The 16,358-nt window shown below is 45.4% G+C and carries 18 protein-coding genes; 7 read left to right on the plus strand and 11 right to left on the minus strand.

Annotated elements, in window-relative coordinates; all coding sequences use genetic code 11:
* Positions 1–34: 34 nt before the first annotated feature.
* The 4 genes from ppnN to queF form a co-directional block, all read right to left on the minus strand.
* Positions 35–1,399, minus strand: a complete 1,365-nt coding sequence (gene ppnN, locus ViNHUV68_RS03955; RefSeq protein ID WP_038177145.1) for a nucleotide 5'-monophosphate nucleosidase PpnN — start codon at positions 1,397–1,399, stop codon at positions 35–37.
* A gap of 266 nt (positions 1,400–1,665) precedes the next feature.
* Positions 1,666–3,231 (minus strand): GGDEF domain-containing protein, encoded by a 1,566-nt coding sequence (locus ViNHUV68_RS03960; protein WP_038177144.1) that lies wholly within the window; start codon positions 3,229–3,231, stop codon positions 1,666–1,668.
* A 99-nt stretch (positions 3,232–3,330) separates the two neighbouring features.
* On the minus strand, positions 3,331–5,601 hold the full coding sequence (locus tag ViNHUV68_RS03965) for a tetratricopeptide repeat protein (RefSeq protein ID WP_391089436.1): 2,271 nt from the start codon (positions 5,599–5,601) through the stop codon (positions 3,331–3,333).
* Positions 5,602–5,614: 13 nt separating this feature from the next.
* Positions 5,615–6,460, minus strand: a complete 846-nt coding sequence (queF, locus tag ViNHUV68_RS03970) for an NADPH-dependent 7-cyano-7-deazaguanine reductase QueF (RefSeq protein ID WP_038177140.1) — start codon at positions 6,458–6,460, stop codon at positions 5,615–5,617.
* Between the two features lie 83 nt (positions 6,461–6,543).
* Between queF and syd the strand changes: the two genes are divergently transcribed.
* A complete protein-coding gene (gene syd, locus ViNHUV68_RS03975; RefSeq protein ID WP_038177137.1) occupies positions 6,544–7,092 on the plus strand; it encodes a SecY-interacting protein in 549 nt (182 codons plus the stop codon).
* Positions 7,092–7,868: a DUF2310 family Zn-ribbon-containing protein gene (locus tag ViNHUV68_RS03980; RefSeq protein WP_391089439.1), complete on the plus strand. Its 777-nt coding sequence runs from the start codon at positions 7,092–7,094 to the stop codon at positions 7,866–7,868. The genes syd and ViNHUV68_RS03980 overlap by 1 nt, the downstream gene beginning before the upstream one ends.
* A gap of 58 nt (positions 7,869–7,926) precedes the next feature.
* On the opposite strand, the gene ViNHUV68_RS03985 is transcribed toward ViNHUV68_RS03980, so the two are convergent.
* From ViNHUV68_RS03985 to ViNHUV68_RS04000, 4 genes are read right to left on the minus strand one after another with little or no spacing between them, the layout of a single operon-like run.
* Positions 7,927–8,106: a DUF2897 family protein gene (locus ViNHUV68_RS03985; RefSeq protein ID WP_038177132.1), complete on the minus strand. Its 180-nt coding sequence runs from the start codon at positions 8,104–8,106 to the stop codon at positions 7,927–7,929.
* Between the two features lie 11 nt (positions 8,107–8,117).
* The gene (locus ViNHUV68_RS03990) at positions 8,118–8,792 is read right to left on the minus strand and encodes a D-alanyl-D-alanine carboxypeptidase family protein (protein ID WP_391089441.1); all 675 of its coding nucleotides are present in this window, start codon (positions 8,790–8,792) and stop codon (positions 8,118–8,120) included.
* Positions 8,792–9,928, minus strand: a complete 1,137-nt coding sequence (gene dapE / locus ViNHUV68_RS03995; protein ID WP_391089443.1) for a succinyl-diaminopimelate desuccinylase — start codon at positions 9,926–9,928, stop codon at positions 8,792–8,794. Before dapE ends, ViNHUV68_RS03990 begins: the two co-directional genes overlap by 1 nt.
* Positions 9,929–9,950: 22 nt before the next feature.
* Entirely contained in the window at positions 9,951–10,298 is a 348-nt protein-coding gene (locus tag ViNHUV68_RS04000) for an ArsC family reductase (RefSeq protein WP_391089445.1), read from the minus strand.
* Positions 10,299–10,502: 204 nt separating this feature from the next.
* Between ViNHUV68_RS04000 and ViNHUV68_RS04005 the strand changes: the two genes are divergently transcribed.
* On the plus strand, positions 10,503–10,790 hold the full coding sequence (locus ViNHUV68_RS04005; protein ID WP_038177123.1) for a helix-turn-helix domain-containing protein: 288 nt from the start codon (positions 10,503–10,505) through the stop codon (positions 10,788–10,790).
* A 60-nt stretch (positions 10,791–10,850) separates the two neighbouring features.
* On the opposite strand, the gene ViNHUV68_RS04010 is transcribed toward ViNHUV68_RS04005, so the two are convergent.
* Together ViNHUV68_RS04010 and ViNHUV68_RS04015 are read right to left on the minus strand one after the other, a co-directional pair.
* Positions 10,851–11,198 carry a DUF4156 domain-containing protein gene (locus ViNHUV68_RS04010; protein WP_391089447.1) on the minus strand — a complete coding sequence of 116 codons (348 nt, stop codon included), beginning with the start codon at positions 11,196–11,198 and terminating at the stop codon, positions 10,851–10,853.
* On the minus strand, positions 11,182–11,523 hold the full coding sequence (locus tag ViNHUV68_RS04015; protein WP_391089449.1) for a DUF2956 family protein: 342 nt from the start codon (positions 11,521–11,523) through the stop codon (positions 11,182–11,184). Before ViNHUV68_RS04015 ends, ViNHUV68_RS04010 begins: the two co-directional genes overlap by 17 nt.
* An 84-nt stretch (positions 11,524–11,607) precedes the next feature.
* Between ViNHUV68_RS04015 and ViNHUV68_RS04020 the strand changes: the two genes are divergently transcribed.
* Positions 11,608–12,150: a nitrite reductase gene (locus tag ViNHUV68_RS04020; RefSeq protein WP_038177257.1), complete on the plus strand. Its 543-nt coding sequence runs from the start codon at positions 11,608–11,610 to the stop codon at positions 12,148–12,150.
* Positions 12,151–12,212: 62 nt separating this feature from the next.
* Here ViNHUV68_RS04020 and nrfA read toward each other — a convergent pair whose 3' ends face one another.
* Entirely contained in the window at positions 12,213–13,634 is a 1,422-nt protein-coding gene (nrfA, locus tag ViNHUV68_RS04025) for an ammonia-forming nitrite reductase cytochrome c552 subunit (RefSeq protein WP_391089451.1), read from the minus strand.
* Between the two features lie 473 nt (positions 13,635–14,107).
* On the opposite strand from nrfA, the gene nrfB reads away from it, so the two are divergent.
* The 3 genes from nrfB to nrfD are packed head-to-tail and all read left to right on the plus strand — an operon-like array spanning position 14,108 to position 16,357.
* Entirely contained in the window at positions 14,108–14,695 is a 588-nt protein-coding gene (gene nrfB, locus ViNHUV68_RS04030) for a cytochrome c nitrite reductase pentaheme subunit (RefSeq protein ID WP_038177116.1), read from the plus strand.
* 1 nt (position 14,696) lies between these two features.
* The gene (nrfC, locus tag ViNHUV68_RS04035) at positions 14,697–15,383 is read left to right on the plus strand and encodes a cytochrome c nitrite reductase Fe-S protein (protein WP_391089453.1); all 687 of its coding nucleotides are present in this window, start codon (positions 14,697–14,699) and stop codon (positions 15,381–15,383) included.
* A 2-nt stretch (positions 15,384–15,385) separates the two neighbouring features.
* Positions 15,386–16,357, plus strand: coding sequence for a cytochrome c nitrite reductase subunit NrfD (gene nrfD / locus ViNHUV68_RS04040; RefSeq protein ID WP_038177256.1), 972 nt, complete (start codon positions 15,386–15,388; stop codon positions 16,355–16,357).
* Position 16,358: the final 1 nt, after the last annotated feature.

The raw sequence follows: 16,358 nt of genomic DNA on the forward strand, positions 1-16,358 counted from the left end.
GCCCTTATTGTATCGGATGAGTGATAGATTACCACTAGTTGCTGGTTTTGATTCTATAGCAAGGGTCGTATGCCGTGCCGCCGGGCAGCTTCATTCTATCTTGAGCAACAAAATCTTTGAGCAATTTGTCCATCTTAGCCATTAAGCGAGGATCGCCATCTAATTGATATGGACCATGCTGTTCGATCTCTAGAATACCCTCTGATTTTACGTTACCTGCAACAATACCTGAGAAAGCGCGTCGCAGCGCTGCGGCTAACGCTTCCGGTGGTTGATCGAGATGCAAGTCAAGGCTCGCCATATTGGCGTGGGTCGGTTCAAATGGCATCTGGAATTCAGGTTCAATATTGAGCGACCAACTAAAGCTGTAGGCATCGCCATGGTCTTTGCGGTGTTGGCGTACATCGACCATACCTTGCTTCATAATTTGCGCTACTTTGGCAGGATCATCGATAACAATTTGATAGTGTTTTTGCGCTTCACTGCCTAGTGTCTCACCAATGAACTGGTCAATCGAAAAGAAATACTCTTCACTTTCCTTTGGTCCGGTGAGAACAATTCTGAGTGGCTGTTCGGCATTCTCTGGGTGCATCATAATGCCGAGAATGTAGAGCAGCTCTTCGGCTGTACCTGCACCGCCAGGGAAGATGACAATACCGTGCGCCATGCGAACAAACGCTTCGAGTCGCTTCTCAATATCAGGCATGATCACCAGTTCATTGACGATAGGGTTGGGCGGCTCAGCAGCAATGATGGAGGGTTCGGTTAAGCCAAGATAACGCTGATCATAGTAGCGCTGCTTAGCGTGACCAATCGCGGCCCCTTTCATTGGCCCTTCCATTGCACCAGGTCCACAGCCAGTACAGATGTTCATTTCACGTAACCCAAGCTCATTGCCGACTTCACGGGTATATTGGTATTCGGTGGCGTTAATGGAGTGACCGCCCCAACAGACAACAAGATTTGGCTCAATCCTTGGCGTCAGGGCACCGGCATTGCGCAATATACCAAACACCAAGTTAGTGATATGGCTTGGGTTAGTTAAGTTAAGGCGCTGATTGTCGGCCAGGTGCATATTGACGTAGACAATGTCACGCAGGACCGAAAAGAGATGTTCTTGGATCCCTTTGATGATCTCTCCGTCGACAAAAGCGTGATCAGGGGCATTGATGAGTTCTAATTTGATGCCACGTTCACGGCGCATCACATTGACATCAAAATCTTGATATTTGTCTAATAGTTCTTTGGAGTTGTCAGTATGCGCACCAGAGTTGAGCACCGCGAGAGTACAGTTGCGGTAGAGTTGATACAGATCACTGGTAGCGGTTTTCTTAAGACGCTCAACTTCAAGTTGAGAAAGTAAGTCCATACTACCCGCTGGACTGATATGAGTAATCATGGGGACCCCTTAGGCGATGAACGGAATCGAGCTTCATCGCTGTTATTATTTATTGTTATCGTTTTATACTGTTTTTATTCTTCTGCGTTATTGTTATCGCTTTGCATTGGTACTGTTTTAAGTTGCTTAACGTGAGCATTCGACGAGCAAAGATAGCTTAAGCTTAGCAGTTAATCGCAAATAATAAAGTTAAATTATTGATATATATAGGTCAATGCAGAGAGGACGCAGACAGGCAAAGTGTGGGCGAGGTGGGATAATGGCTTTTAACGCCAAACCAGTTGGCTGTTACCGAGTGTTTTAGCTTCGTTGAGACACAAATTCAAACGTTCGAGTATCTCTTCTGGTGTGTCGGAGTCTTTAAAGGCGGTACTGGCTGCCGAAAGAGTAATGGTGAGGTGGCGATCGCGGAACTTGAATGGCAGTTTAGCCACTTGTTTTTGAATGGCTTGAATGACATTAAACGCATCGTTATCACTGACCTCTGGGAGCAGTAAAATAAACTCTTCACCAGAAAAACGAGCCACAGTATCGGTATCTTGCAGCTCTTTTTTAATCGTACGCGCAATAATCTTCAGCGCTTTGTCACCAGCAGTGTAACCAAAACTATCGTTAATCGATTTAAAACCATCAATGTCCAGTATCACAACGCGTAAAGGGTGCTGAGCACGAATCCAGCGTCGATACTCTAGCTCTAAACGGTCACCAAATGCGGCGCGGTTGTAAACCTTAGTCAGTGGATCCAACAACATGCGTTGCGCTTGATCTTCAAGACGACGGCGATAATCTTGGGTTACTTCAAAGAGGGCTTCAAGTTGGTTTTTGCCATAACTCATCCGTTCAAGCAGAGATTGCTCACGTTGCTCTGCGTGCTTCAAACGTTCTGAAAGCGAATTCAGTTGGGTGAGTAAAGGGTTAACTTCAGCTTTGAGTCCATCTAGTGATGTGGCTTGCGTTACTTTTGATTGGGTACTGTCAATCAGATCGGCGAGTTCACCGCTCATCTCTTGTCTATGCTGAAAATAACTGTGCGACTGCTGTACGTTTTGCGTTGAGCTTTTTAAAGACGAAGAGAGGCTTGCGTTGACTTGTTCTAAGAACTGCTCTGAGGTTTTACGCTCATAATTTGTGCCATCAATGACCAGTTTCAGAGTTTGTAGAGTTAATTCAAGCAGCACATGGCTATTAACTCCAATCAGAAGCTTGGCACGAATATCGGACAACAACTCTCCCGACTCACCTTCGAAATCAAGTTCAGTGATTAAGTGCTGAAGCTCATCAGAAAGTCTCAGTAGTAATTCTCGGTCTGAGCTATTTGCGATTTGATTGATGGTGTGTTCAGGGTTGGCAGTGATAATTTTAACAGAACGCTCATACAGGCTCAGTAAACGCACGGCCTGTTCAGCCTTTGGGTGCTTAAGGCCATTAGAATAGCTCAGCAAATCGCGTAAATCGCGTTTGACCTTGGCCGGTAAACCCGTCAGCCTCAACAAGGTTTCACCGCTGTGTTTTATTTGCGAGTCAAGATGATCGGTGTGTTTATCCATAGCCAAGCCTTGTTGTTTAAGCAAACGCTCCAAAACGGCTAGTTTTGGAATTAGAGTACTGACGTCTTGCTGTTGCTCGATAGCTTGTTTGAGCTCAGTTAACCCTGCGTTTAAACGCGGGTTTTCAGTTTTATAGGCACAACTTAGCGACGCAATGATGCGCTGAAGGACCTTCTGTTCTCTTTTAAATTTGAACGAGGTGTCCCGCTGTGTCAATCGGACTTGTTCCAATTGAGATTTCAGCTTGTGCAGCTGTGACTGAAGATCTTGCTCAAGAACACCCATGAATAAACTTAAGTTGGATTCTAATGCTATTTATTAATCTGTCGATAATATCAAATAAATCGGGGCCGTCACGACTTAGTGAGTGCGATTGCCGAGCTTTTACTCATCTTTTAATAGTTTTTTGATACTGTCCTCATTCTTGAACGAAGAGTGGACTTTGATCAAGCCTTGATTTATCGAATGTTTACATGCTTTGCGGATATTTCCGGTGGCTAAACTGGCGGCTGGAGCGTTTTCAATCGCCCGTAAATAGACCCACTGACTGCAATGTTCTTTCATACTGAGTGTGCGTGCAGTGCTTGTCGACATAAGTAGCACATCAATCAGTTCCTTATCATTGACCGCGGTGTAAGCTCTGGGTAGGAATGGGTAGTCCGCCATGCCGATACGAATAATTCGATTGATGTGACGCTCAGGTTCAAACTCTAAGATCCATTGTTGGATTTTTTCAAACACTTGCTCAGGTTGTGTGTTCTGTTCACTGTTCGGTTCGATATAAAGCAAATTAGCATCTGAGAAGTGGTAGATTCGCGCCGGGTGCGTCACTCGCTCTTTTAGAAAATCACCAAAAGCACGTTCCAGTTTTAGCCCTTCTTGATAGCCATGTTGCAAGTACATGTTGCGTAAGAAAGGGATATCGATCATCACAAAACGTAATCGATCGTTGAGCGGCTCATGAATAAGTTCACCCACATGCCATTTTTCAAACTTGTGATTACTCTCTTCGAGTGAAGCGGGCAAACGCGCGTTCAGCATGCGTAAGTTCTTTAAGCCTGAACGCGAGTGAGTGTAAAGATCTTCATTGAGTGCGTCGAGTTCTTCATTTTGCAAGCCGATGATATGGCCGCGTCTCATCAGGAAAAGAAATAAAATCGCACTGAGGATAAACAGCGTTAAGGTAATATTTTGAAACTTACGGTGGTCGCTTTGTGTCTGCTCAAGTTCTTGTCTTTGACTATTTAAGTGCAGCGTTTGCTCGACAAACTCTTTCTGCTGACGAAAAGCATCTTCACTGATCAAGTCGAGTTCTTGTTGCTCAATGGTTGCTAGTGAGTCGTACTGCTTTAGGCTCTCAAGAGCCAGTTGATACTGGTTGTCTAATTCATAGCCCAAGTAGAGCATCTTGTAGGCCATCTTTTCGAGGCTCACATCTTGCTCTTCACGCGCAATGTTAAGGGCTTGTTTGGCTCGGTCGATTGCTTGCTGTGGTTGGCTTTGATATTGGGCTAACTCAGCTTCAAGTAATAGCGCATAAGACTTTAAGCGCGGAATGTTGGCGAATTGGAGTAGCTCTTGGGCACGCTCTAGATATTGTTCGGCCAAAGGGTAGTTGACCAGCTTAAGGTAAGTTGAGGCAAGAGCGATATGCAATTCGATAATATTGTCGATATTGTTGTTGAGCCGGTCGTGATCCATGGCATTGAAGTAATGGACCAAGGCGAGATTGTATTTGCCTTGATGGTAATAAATGTCGCCCATACTTTTTAGTATTGGTGGCAGCGCAGGTGAGCCCTGATAATTATCGTAGTAGTCGGCGGCTTGAGAGTAGTGGTCATTGGCCTTGTCTAACACCTTACGTTCGTAAAAAAGCTGACCGAGTAGGCGGTTGACTTGTGCTAGTTGATTGGCGGAGTCTTTCTCTATCGCCTTCCAATAACTGATCAGTAATTCAGACAAAGCGCGGTTGTATTGTTTGTTCGCCAGTAGGTGTTGGCCGACCGTGGTGTGGTAGTCGATAAAGATAGAAGTGGTATCGGTACTGTCAACATAGTCTTTGGCTTGTAAATAAAGCTCGTCTGCCAAAGCAATGTTGCCTTGTTTTGATGCAATACGCGCTTTAAACATCAACATCCGATAGCCGAGTCCACGTAACAATTGTTGCGGGTTTTCAATGCTAGAGAAACTATTTTCTAGTTGAGCCAATTTGTTACGTGCTTTATCACTGTCGTGATCGATAAGCCAAATTAATTCGGTTTGCTGCAAATCGACACTAATAGACAGATATGGAAGATGATAACTTTCAGCGATAATGTGCGCTTCACGTAAATGCTTCAACGCTTGAAGGGTGTTGCCTAAGTTATATTCTGCTTGAGCAAGAATGCGCAGAGCATCTATGGTACTGCCGGGAGTACGAATACGGCTATCGGCTTCATCACGTGACATCGCCGATGGGCTTTGCTCGGTCTTATCCGAAATAGTACGCTGCTCGAGGTAGTCGCTGACCAGTTGTTTGGCCTGATGCGGTACGACATTAACCAAGTTGTTCGCTTCACTTAAGCTTGCTGATGCGTAAATCGTGTTGGCCATCAATGGCCAAGCGAGCAGTAACAACAATGCGCCAACAATGCGCTTGCAGCGTACTTTCACCATAGAGATGTGTTCCTTATTGACGAGCCATACGTTGGTTGTGGTTAGGCTGACTGCTGATGTTTGAGCGATATGGATTAATATCGAGTCCACCACGACGTGTATAACGCGCATAAACGGTTAAGGATTGAGGTTGGCAGAACTGCGTAATGTCCGTAAAGATGCGTTCCACACACTGTTCGTGGAATTCATTGTGTTCGCGGAAAGAGACGATATAACGCAGTAGCGCTTCACGATCGAGCTGTTTACCCGTGTAGTGAATCTCAACACTACCCCAATCAGGCTGGTTAGTGATAAGACAGTTGGATTTTAGCAGATGGCTATGAAGACTTTCTGTGACCCACTCACCGCTTGCGGCGCCCGCTAATAGATTACGATCAAAATCATAACTGGTGATTTCGATATCTTGAGCATCAATACAGTCACCGTCCATCGTGACGATCACGCTATCGGTATAGTCGTCAACTGAGCGCAAGGTCACATCGACTGTTTCACCCGCGCAGGCTGACAGATCCTTGATCAGTCTCTTTTCAACGTCATCCCAGCCTGAAAAACGGGTTTGGTTAAAACTGTTGAGATAGAGCTTAAATGATTTTGATTCGATTAAGTTGGCGCTGGTGGCTGGAATTGACACTTCACCAATCGCCACCTGTGGCAAACCTTTGTCATTTAGCCAAGATAGCTCATATAAAGTCCAAATATCGCAACCTACGAAAGGCAGATCTTGGCCTAAATTGAGGTCGTCGCGGTTGAGGCTACGAGGTACAGGTTGCAGCAGGCTTGGGTCATATTGGTTTGCATACTCGGTCTTCTGCCCCAAGGTTAGGCCAGTTAACTCTTTCGCATCAGAATATTTGCTCATACTTTTTGTTCGTTTTCTATTAGAATGTCGAGAATTTTACGCAATCCTGCCATTAAAAGCGACTACTCATGTTGGAGAATCTAATGACTGATAATGCCTTACAAGCGTTGCTCTCATTCAGTGCAAAATACCGCCAAGCACACTTAGATGCTTTGGGACACTTACCGAAAAGCGCAGAGTTGGTTGATCTTGTCTCTCCATGTGTGGAGAAAAAGACCGATCAAGCGGTCGAATGGCAAGCCTGCCAACGTGAGGTTGCCGCCGATTTTACCAACGTTGAGAACGGGATTGAACTCGTGCTCCATGATGATATCAAACTCTTTTACGGCACCCAGTATAGCGCCGATATGGAAGCGACTTGGCAAGGTAACCCACTGTCGTTGCTGCAAGTATGGAGTGATGAGGACTTTGTTCGTTTGCAAGAGAACATTCTTGGTCACTTAGTGACTCAGCGTCGTTTGAAATTAAAACCGACGGTCTTTATCGCCGCGACAGATACAGAGATGGATGTTATCTCTATCTGTAATTTAACTGGTAACGTTGTGTTAGAACGTCTTGGTACCGATAAGCGTGACGTATTGGCGGACAATCTCGGCCAGTTTATCAACCAACTTGACGTCGTGGTGCAATAATGTACGTTGTTGAACTGCAATTTGAATGTTTCGATAACACCACCGTCTCTGCGGTAGACAAAGCGATCAACGGTTTGATGGACGCTTTACGTTATAACGGTCAGGTTTTGGGGCGTGAGTTTCCTATTGTTATGGGCGATGGTGAATTTTTTGTTCGCGTCGTGTGCCCCGAGCAAGACAGTCTTCATCCAAGTTATCACTCCGACTTTGTCAACGTGTGCTTAAACCGCTTAGCCGATGCCAGTCTATTGGCACCTAAAATGCGTTTGCTTGGGCTAGACCTCAATTCAGAAGAGGCCGCAGAGCCAACGTCGCCAAGTTGGCAAGTGTTGTACACCACGTATGTTCATACTTGCTCTCCGCTGCGCAGCGGTGAAACCTTATTACCGATTCCACTGTATCGAAATGGACCGACGCTCAACGGGGATCATAAGGCGGTGATCAAATGGCAAACAGAGTGGCAAGCGTGTGATGAAATTCAGATGGCTGGCGGTTGTCGCGCCGAGCATGCGGCGCTGCATGAAATTTGTGATGTCGACAGTGTACTTTTTAAACGAGGGTGGGATTTGCGTGGACGTATTGAGTACATTAGCCAGATCCCCACTTACTACTACCAATATCGGGTTGGTGGCCAGAATTTAGCCGCCGAAAAAGCGCGAAAGTGCCCTAAATGTGGTGGTGATTGGTTACTTGATGAGCCTGTCCACGATATCTTCTATTTTAAGTGCGAACCATGCCGAATTGTGTCGAATATTTCGTGGGATCACCTTAAGTAAGGCAGATGTCGCGATGGATTCCTGGTTTACACCGAGATAACAAAGACAAAGACTCGCACTATTGCGGGTCTTTGTCGTTTTGGTCTGAGGGATTTTTGTCGTTGTCTTGAGCCGATGGCGTTTTTTTATCGGTCCGACCAAATTTCATATTGGCGGTGTACTTTAAGGCGGCGATGTTGCCGATAACGACACTAAGGACAATCGCGATAATCACCCAAGGGTTGGTTAGAAAGTCCATCATGACGATACCTACTGGTAAATATTATGTATAAATTGATTGTAGATCGTTTCGAGCTTAGCTAATATCACTTGTTGACCTAAAATAGGCGAGCGCTGCAGGACTTGTCGCAAAACTGGCAAAGTGAGTTGTTCTGAACAACCTTGGCTGACCTGCTTGTGGCTGATATGCCAAGGCTCGGGAGCGACGCCACCTAAATCTTGCGCATAGGGAAAAAAGAACCCGAATTCACTCAGGTGGGTCTGTAACCACAGATAAAACTCATGCTGATGGCCCGTTAAGTACTCCCATGGCTCAAGTTTTAGTGTGTCGCCTTCAGGCAAACGATCTCGAGCAAAAATGTCGAAGTCCGTTCCCCAATGGTGGCGACTGGCTCCCGGAAGCGCTGACCAACGCAATATCGCCTCAACCTTCTGTTCGTCACTGAGGGTGTCACTTGCTAACGCTTGGCTGTGGCTGTCGAGTATCACACTGCGTCCCGCCATTTTATTATTCCAAATCGTCGCTTGACGTTCAAAATCGCGAAAGCCACTGGCGATATTAAGAGTAAAGCCAGCCTCGGCTGCGGCTTGTTTTAGCATCAGCAGATCTTGGCTCACACTAGGGTGAACCAAAAATGCTTTTTGCCCCACCACAGTGTCAACTAAGTGGCTGGTGACTTGGCCGGTAAGCTGCTCTGGAGTCATTACTGCGCCAACAAGTTCTCAAGGGTTTTTTGGTACATAGCAGTGAGCTTCTCCAGGTCGGCAACCTTGACGCACTCATTCACTTTATGGATGGTCGCGTTGACAGGTCCAAGTTCGACAACTTGACCCCCCATACGAGCAATAAAGCGACCGTCAGACGTACCGCCGGTGGTAAGCAACGCAGGTTTGGTTTGGTTAACGTTATCGACTGCACCAACAACGGCATCAAGCAAAGCGCCTGTATCGGTTAAGAATGGGTCGCCATTAAAAGTCCAGTGCAGATCATAGTCAAGATCGTGCTTAGCCAAAATGTCGTTGATACGCGCCATGATGGTCTCGTTATTGAGCTCTGTGCTGAATCGTAGGTTGAACTGAACCTTAAATTCGCCCGGAATCACGTTAGAGGCCCCCGTGCCAGCGTGCACGTTTGGAATTTGGAAACTGGTCGGCGGGAAATAATCGTTGCCTTGATCCCACTCGGTTGTTGCCAGTTCATGTATCGCGAGCAGTGACTGGTGAACCGGATTTTTTGCCAGATGCGGATAGGCGACATGGCCCTGAATTCCTTTCACGGTCAAATCACCTGTGATCGAACCTCTGCGGCCATTTTTGACAACATCACCAACCACTTCGGTACTGGAAGGTTCACCGACAATACACATGTCGATGTTTTCACCGCGTGCCATTAATGCTTCAACCACACGCACTGTGCCGTTGATAAATGGACCTTCTTCATCCGAGGTGATCAAAAAGCCAATCGAACCTTTGTGATTTGGGTGATCAGTAATGAACTGCTCTACCGCAACCACCATACTGGCTAATGAGCCTTTCATATCAGCGGCGCCACGTCCGTAGAGAAAACCATCGACAATGGTGGGTTCAAAAGGAGCGGTGTGCCAATGATCTAAGTTTCCAGCAGGAACTACATCGGTGTGACCTGCAAAAGCAAACAGTGGCGATTCGCTGCCGCGTCGTGCCCAAAAGTTGGTGGTATCTTCAAACACCATGACTTCTATCTCAAAACCAAGCGCTTTCAATCGCTCAATCATCACCTGCTGGCAACCCGCGTCTTCAGGGGTTACCGATTGGCGGCTAATTAAATCTTTTGCCAGAGCCAGAGTAGGGCTGTCTGTCATCCTTGAAATCCTTACGAAAAATTTATGAAAAAAGAGCGGCGTATTGATCCGCTTTAAAACCAATATGGTACTCGTCACCTGATACGAGAATCGGGCGTTTGATCATTGCAGGCTGCTCAACCAAGAGCGCGATGACATTGTCTTGGGTAAGATTGTCTTTTTGCTCTTGTGGCAGTTGGCGATAGGTTGTGCCGCGTTTGTTAAGTACGTTTTCCCACCCAAGCTGTTGGCAGAAAGTTTCGACCAATTTAGTGTCGATACCCTGTTTGCGGTAATCATGAAATTGGTAGTCGATGCTCTGCGCATCAAGCCATTTCTTGGCCTTCTTAATCGTGTCGCAGTTGGGAATACCGTACATGGTGATTGTCATAGTGAAACCTTTACAAGTGACTTTTTATTTCTGTTTTTTGCATCCTAGCAGGAAGTGAACAACGAGACAAAAGTGTGATGTATATATTTCAACGAGTAAAAAAAATCGCTATCAAACCATAGCGATTGTAGAGTTTTTGATCAAACGCAACACATAGCTGTGCAAAACAGAAATAATGACCCTAGAAATTTATAGGAGGTATCAATGGAATTGAGTCCTGTTTTTGCGAGGCGCTTGTATCTTGCACTGCTTGTTGAAAATTTAGAAAGACCAAATGTGCCAAAACTTATCGAGCAGACGGGTTGGCCCCGTCGCACGATTCAAGACGTCATTAAGGCCTTGCCGGGAATCGGTATTGAGCTGATGTTTGTTCAAGATGGTCGACGTCATAATGATGGCTACTATCAATTGTCAGATTGGGGGCCTTTTGATAGCCAGTGGGTTATCGAGAGAAAAACCGCGATCGCCGCCAGTTTAGGCTTTAGCGCATAGCGCAAGGCAACAGAGCATAAAACCTAGCGTTTATCGCTAGGTTTTTTTATGCGCTCGGCTCTACTTAGTACTGCAAAGGTACGCATTGCCCATCACAGTGAATGAAGTGACAAAATCTTGTGGGTGGACCAAAAATACGGTATTGCCCCCCCGAGTGTGGGTTTGATTTTTGATGTCGTTAAATGCTCCACGTACCATCACATCATTAGGAAACAACAAATAGCTGTACCAATGGCCCTCGCTGCCAGTCACTTCGCCTAACCATTGGCAATCGTTAGCATCGAATTGAGCATCCATTCTGAGATGGACGTTAGTCGCGTCAGGGTCAACCTTGGTATAGGGTGACGTGCAGCCAACGAGACTAATGGTGATAGCGATAGTAAATAGGCGATTAACTTTGGCTAACATAAACGATAAATCCTATCCAACTTGTGATGAGTAATATCCAAGGTAGAACCGGCGCCTTGGTGGAGCGTTCAGCAACCGCAGGAGACTCGTTGTTGATGTCAACAGGTGTCTGCACCACGTGCTTGCTCTTTTGCGCTTTTTTCTTTGCTTTGTCAGTCTGTCTCGCGCGTTCTTTTTGCTGCTTTTTGTACAGCGCAATGCCTTTTTCGATTCCTTGGGCAATGAGTTTAGTTTGCTCTTTGGTTTGAGCCGGCTTTTGTGTCGCCTTGGCAATTTTCATCGCTTCTTGTTGAGTTTCTGGGGAGGAAACGACTTTATTCTTCATAATAAAAAGTTTTGTTAAATCAAAGATGCCAATATCCTAACACGATATAATCGTTTAAAGATGGACATTAACCTAGGTATGGTGATGAAACGAACGCTACTCGCTAGTTTAGTGCTGGCGGTGCCAGTTTACTTCTGGTTCCAAGGTCAGAAGCCACAACCAAGCGCACTACTTGATACTCCGCCAACACACGCACAGTGGATGGAATCAATTCAGCAGCAATTGACGCAAGACCCGAATCAAGCCGAGCTGTGGTTCCAATTGGGTCAGGGTTATCTAGACCTGCAGGATTTTTCCTCTGCCTTGACTTGTTTTGACTATGCTCAGCGTTTAACTGATGTTCCTTCGGCGAATCAGTTGGCGGCGAAGGCGACGGCGCTCTATTATGTCGAAAAACAGCGTATGACCACGCCCGTACAAGCGCTTTTAGATCGTGCGTTACGCATTGAACCCAATAATTTAACGGCACTGTCTTTACTTGCCAGTGATCACTTTATTAGTTTTCGTTATCAACAGGCAATTGATACTTGGACGCAAATACTTAATTCAGCAAACAGCGAACTCGACCGTGCAGCGGTTATTCATTCCCTTAATCAAGCCAAAGCAATGTTACCTAGTAATCAGTAAGAAAAATCAGCACATTGAGTGCCGATTTTTTAACTTATTAGACTGGTTTTAAACGTAACAGACTAGTATGTCGATTCGCGTTTTTGCGCCTCTTTTTCCCATTTTGGTACTACGGTTTTGAGGAATTGCGCTTTATCAGCATTCATCTTGTCCATGTCCATACCGAGGGCTTTTTGCGCCGCCGCTTTGGTAGAAATGTCTGGGATTTCAATTGGTTCTGTGATGCCTTTTTTCGCGAGCAAGCGGACAATTTTAGTTCGAGCGTCTGCAGCTCTATCGACCGCGGTACCGAGTACTTCCAATGCCACTTCAGGAGCATGCATATGGACACCGTGTGACGCGATAGCGTAGTCCCAACGCCATTGAGCGTGACGAATATCTTGCAGAATGTCTTTCATTTCTTGTTCAGTTGCCCCTGCATCCCAAGCTGCACCGGCTTCAAAATGCGCGGCAACGATCTGTTTCTCAGCCGTTAGCTTCATATTTAGGACCTGAGCTTTTCGAGTGGAGACAATATCTCTAAGTTGGTCTTTGGATTGTGTGTGGCAGTTTGCACAAGTATCTTCAAAGCGATCAAATGGGTTACCTACTTTATGGTCGGTGTAAACCGTACCATCTTCTTTGGCTACTTTTGGCATGTGGCAGTCTACGCAAGAGACTTTGTTTTTGCCGTGAATACCATCGCGCCAAGTTTCATAACCAGGGTGCTGAGCTTTAAGCATGGGCGCTTTTGATACCTTGTGTGTCCAGTCTTTAAAGCCAAGCGCATCATAATAGGCTTCCATATCGTTAACGGTGGTGCCCATGTCCCACGGGAACTTGACCGATTTGTTTGGCCCAGTAAAGTAATACTCGACGTGACATTGACCACAGACTGAGGCTTGTTTATCAAGACGAGATTGTTTTTCAAAAGGCTTATCGATGGCTTGGAAAGCACGCTCAACATAGGGCTTGGTCAGCGCTAATGCAGGCTCACCATTTTTGAAACCTTCACTGCGCGTATCGTGACAATCTGCGCAGCCAATCGGGTTGGCAATTTGGTTGCCTAAACGCGCCCATTTGCCTTGAAAATAGCCATCTTCACCACGTTCTTCAATGACACGACCAACATCGGGGCTTTTACAGCTCCAACACGCCATAGGCATAGGACCAGAGTTTTCGTCTTGAGGCGCGCCTGTACGTAGAGTTTGACGCACATCATCAAGTGCGAAGAAGTGGCCGCGAGCCTTGTTGTAGTCCTTAGCGAAGCCATACCCAGCCCACATGATCACCATATTGGGATCTTCTGCTAAGGCATCTTCAATATGTTCACTCTCAGAGGTTGCTTGCCATGAATGGTATTGGTCAGGGTGTTGTTGTTCATAGGCCTGATTACGCGGGTCTATCAACTCTTTGGTTTCAGAAGCAGCAAAGCTTGTGGTGCTCAATAACGAGCTGGCCACGACCGCTACCGCAGATTTTGCTATCCAATGAAGTGTATTCACAGTGTTATCTCCGTATTCTGTTTTTATAAGCAGCGTTGTGAACTGGCGTATTCCAAACTAAGAATTGGAGAAACTGAAATATATTGTAGTAAATAGAAATAAAATAAATAACTTAGCAATAAGTCTTAATTGTTTTAGATCAATTTTACTAGGTGATCTAGTTCATGTTCATTTGCATATACCCCTTTAGGGGTATTAGTTTGTGTGTTTTTTTCATAATGAAACTTATTATCATCAATGAGTTAGGATTATTTACCTGACGAAAAATAAGGTGATGGAGATCGAAATTTAACCATCATGAGCTACTCCCTAAGTGTAACAGGAGTAATATTTAACCAATAGCGTTGTGGCTTATCCAGAATAAGAATTGATCTCATTTGATCTGTTGTTTACATATCAAAGGGTTTTAATTTTTAACCGTCCTTTATTTGTTGTTAATTCGATAATGAGGGCGAGTATAAGGAAAGGATAATATGGGCAATATAAAGTTGGCCATGGTCATAATGCTGAAATCTCTTCTAGCATTTTGCCTCTATGGTTATTCTCTTCATGCCGTTGCCGATACTTCAACACTGCAGTCTGAAGAACCGTTAGCGCGTCATGAAGTCACATTTATCCGTGACAAGGATTACAAATGTATTCAATGTCATAAGGATGCCAAACAAACCCTCGCAGGTTCTCATGGTGAAGAGGCTCACAAAGCTCTTGGTCGTGAAGTCAATTGTACTGAATGTCATAACAATATCGGCCCAGACCATCGAGAAGGTGCGTCAATCGTCACCAAATACTCAAGCGCCCAGTCGCAATTGGGGACCGATAAAGTGTTCCTCGATCCCCAAGCGATTCTCAAGGCCAATAGTCAGTGTGTCGATTGTCACCAACCACAACCCCTGCGTGAAAGTAGCTGGACACATGATGTTCATGCCAAAAATCTAACTTGCTCTAACTGTCATGATGTCCACGCGAGCAAAACCAAGGTTCTTGGGTTAGAGCACAAGCAGCGTATTAAGCTCTGTGTTGATTGTCACTCTGACTTTAACCACCTAAAAAAGGAGAAGTAGCATGAGTTGCTCAAGACGAAACTTCTTAACTGGTGCTGGTGCCGTGATTTTTACCACTGGTGTAGCAGGGACAGCTATGCTCAACAGTCGTAAATCCTTGGCAAATATAGAGCAAGATGGCAATAAGTTATATGGCATGATCCACGATGAAACCGCTTGTATTGGTTGTACGGCTTGTACTGAGGCGTGCCGTGAAGTCAATAACGTGCCAGAGGGCGTTTCACGCCTAGAAATTATTCGCAGTGAACCTCAAGGTGAGTTTCCGGATGTTGATTACCGTTTTACTCGCAAATCTTGTCAACATTGTGAAAACCCACCTTGCGTTTATGTTTGTCCGACGGGAGCGGCTTATAAAGATGAGAAAACCGGCATTATCGATGTGCACAAAGAAAAGTGTGTTGGTTGTGGCTATTGCCTAGCTGCGTGTCCTTACCAAGTGCGCTTTTTCCATCCGGAAGATCACTCTGCCGACAAATGTAACTTCTGTCGTGATACCAATTTAGCGCAAGGTAAGCTTCCTGCCTGTGTTGAATCCTGTCCAACTAAAGCACTGATTTTTGGTGATCTGAACGATCCCAGCAGTGAGATAAATCAGGTCCTTAAAACCGAGGTGGTTTATCGAGACAAAGCGCACCTTGGCACCAAGCCTAAGTTGTATAAAGTACCTCACCAAAAAGGGGAGATATGATCATGAATGGTTTTGAATCTGCATTTCACTTCGACGCTTTGGTATGGGACTGGATAATCGCTATTTATCTGTTTTTGGCTGGGATGTCTGCTGGTGCGGTAATGATAGCATTGTACTTGAAACGTAAAGTTATTGAGGGAGATCCTGCCAACAATGGAATTTTGAAGGCGATGGCATGGCTGGCACCATTTGGCATTATCTCGGGCTTGACGATATTGATTTTTCACTTAACCAAACCGTTGGAATTTTGGAAAATAATGATCTATTTCAACCCGAGTTCAGTGATGTCGATGGGGGTCATTTTGTTCCAAGTTTACATGCTGGTACTGTTTGTCTGGATTGGTATTTTATTCCGCCATCAAATCACTAAGTTTGGCGAAGGTTTGTTGCCAAGCAAGTTGCTTGATTTTATCGACAGTGTGTTACTTAAATCCGGCAAGTTCACCAACGCGATTGAGTTATTCTTGGGCTTTCTTGCCATTGTGCTGGCTGCTTATACAGGATTTCTACTTTCGGCTTTGAAAACCTACCCAATGCTCAATAATCCAGTGCTTCCGATACTATTTTTGTTCTCAAGTTTGTCCTCGGGTGCAGCGGCGTGCTTGATGTTTGGTATTTTAGTGTTTAAAGAGCCAGCATCCAGTCCAAGCGTAGCTTGGGTACATAGCTTTGAACGACCTGTTGTGATGTTTGAGTTGTTTGTCTTAGTCACCTTCTTTACCGGGCTGATTTTTAGTGGCGGACAAAATGAAGTTGCGGCTTGGAATGCCATCGGTGGGGGCTTTTGGTCCAACTGGTTCTGGTTCGGTGTCGTACTGATAGGGATGGTGCTTCCACTTACGCTTAATGCTTTGACTTCAAAAGAGACACGTCATAATGGTGGTTATATCTTTATGGTGACAAGTTTAAGTTTAGTTGGCGTATTGATGTTGCGTACCTTTATCCTCTATGCCGGACAGATGACGGTTATATAAT

The organism is Vibrio sp. NH-UV-68, from assembly GCF_042940635.1.
GTDB lineage: Bacteria > Pseudomonadota > Gammaproteobacteria > Enterobacterales > Vibrionaceae > Vibrio > Vibrio pacinii.

What these genes read in the sequence shown, in the direction of transcription:
- ppnN (WP_038177145.1), bottom strand. Translation starts at nt 1,399, where the DNA reads ATGATTACTCATATCAGTCCAGCGGGTAGTATGGACTTACTTTCTCAA.
- ViNHUV68_RS03960 (WP_038177144.1), bottom strand. Translation starts at nt 3,231, where the DNA reads ATGGGTGTTCTTGAGCAAGATCTTCAGTCACAGCTGCACAAGCTGAAA.
- ViNHUV68_RS03965 (WP_391089436.1), bottom strand. Translation starts at nt 5,601, where the DNA reads ATGGTGAAAGTACGCTGCAAGCGCATTGTTGGCGCATTGTTGTTACTG.
- queF (WP_038177140.1), bottom strand. Translation starts at nt 6,460, where the DNA reads ATGAGCAAATATTCTGATGCGAAAGAGTTAACTGGCCTAACCTTGGGG.
- syd (WP_038177137.1), top strand. Translation starts at nt 6,544, where the DNA reads ATGACTGATAATGCCTTACAAGCGTTGCTCTCATTCAGTGCAAAATAC.
- ViNHUV68_RS03980 (WP_391089439.1), top strand. Translation starts at nt 7,092, where the DNA reads ATGTACGTTGTTGAACTGCAATTTGAATGTTTCGATAACACCACCGTC.
- ViNHUV68_RS03985 (WP_038177132.1), bottom strand. Translation starts at nt 8,106, where the DNA reads ATGGACTTTCTAACCAACCCTTGGGTGATTATCGCGATTGTCCTTAGT.
- ViNHUV68_RS03990 (WP_391089441.1), bottom strand. Translation starts at nt 8,792, where the DNA reads ATGACTCCAGAGCAGCTTACCGGCCAAGTCACCAGCCACTTAGTTGAC.
- dapE (WP_391089443.1), bottom strand. Translation starts at nt 9,928, where the DNA reads ATGACAGACAGCCCTACTCTGGCTCTGGCAAAAGATTTAATTAGCCGC.
- ViNHUV68_RS04000 (WP_391089445.1), bottom strand. Translation starts at nt 10,298, where the DNA reads ATGACAATCACCATGTACGGTATTCCCAACTGCGACACGATTAAGAAG.
- ViNHUV68_RS04005 (WP_038177123.1), top strand. Translation starts at nt 10,503, where the DNA reads ATGGAATTGAGTCCTGTTTTTGCGAGGCGCTTGTATCTTGCACTGCTT.
- ViNHUV68_RS04010 (WP_391089447.1), bottom strand. Translation starts at nt 11,198, where the DNA reads ATGTTAGCCAAAGTTAATCGCCTATTTACTATCGCTATCACCATTAGT.
- ViNHUV68_RS04015 (WP_391089449.1), bottom strand. Translation starts at nt 11,523, where the DNA reads ATGAAGAATAAAGTCGTTTCCTCCCCAGAAACTCAACAAGAAGCGATG.
- ViNHUV68_RS04020 (WP_038177257.1), top strand. Translation starts at nt 11,608, where the DNA reads ATGAAACGAACGCTACTCGCTAGTTTAGTGCTGGCGGTGCCAGTTTAC.
- nrfB (WP_038177116.1), top strand. Translation starts at nt 14,108, where the DNA reads ATGGGCAATATAAAGTTGGCCATGGTCATAATGCTGAAATCTCTTCTA.
- nrfC (WP_391089453.1), top strand. Translation starts at nt 14,697, where the DNA reads ATGAGTTGCTCAAGACGAAACTTCTTAACTGGTGCTGGTGCCGTGATT.
- nrfD (WP_038177256.1), top strand. Translation starts at nt 15,386, where the DNA reads ATGAATGGTTTTGAATCTGCATTTCACTTCGACGCTTTGGTATGGGAC.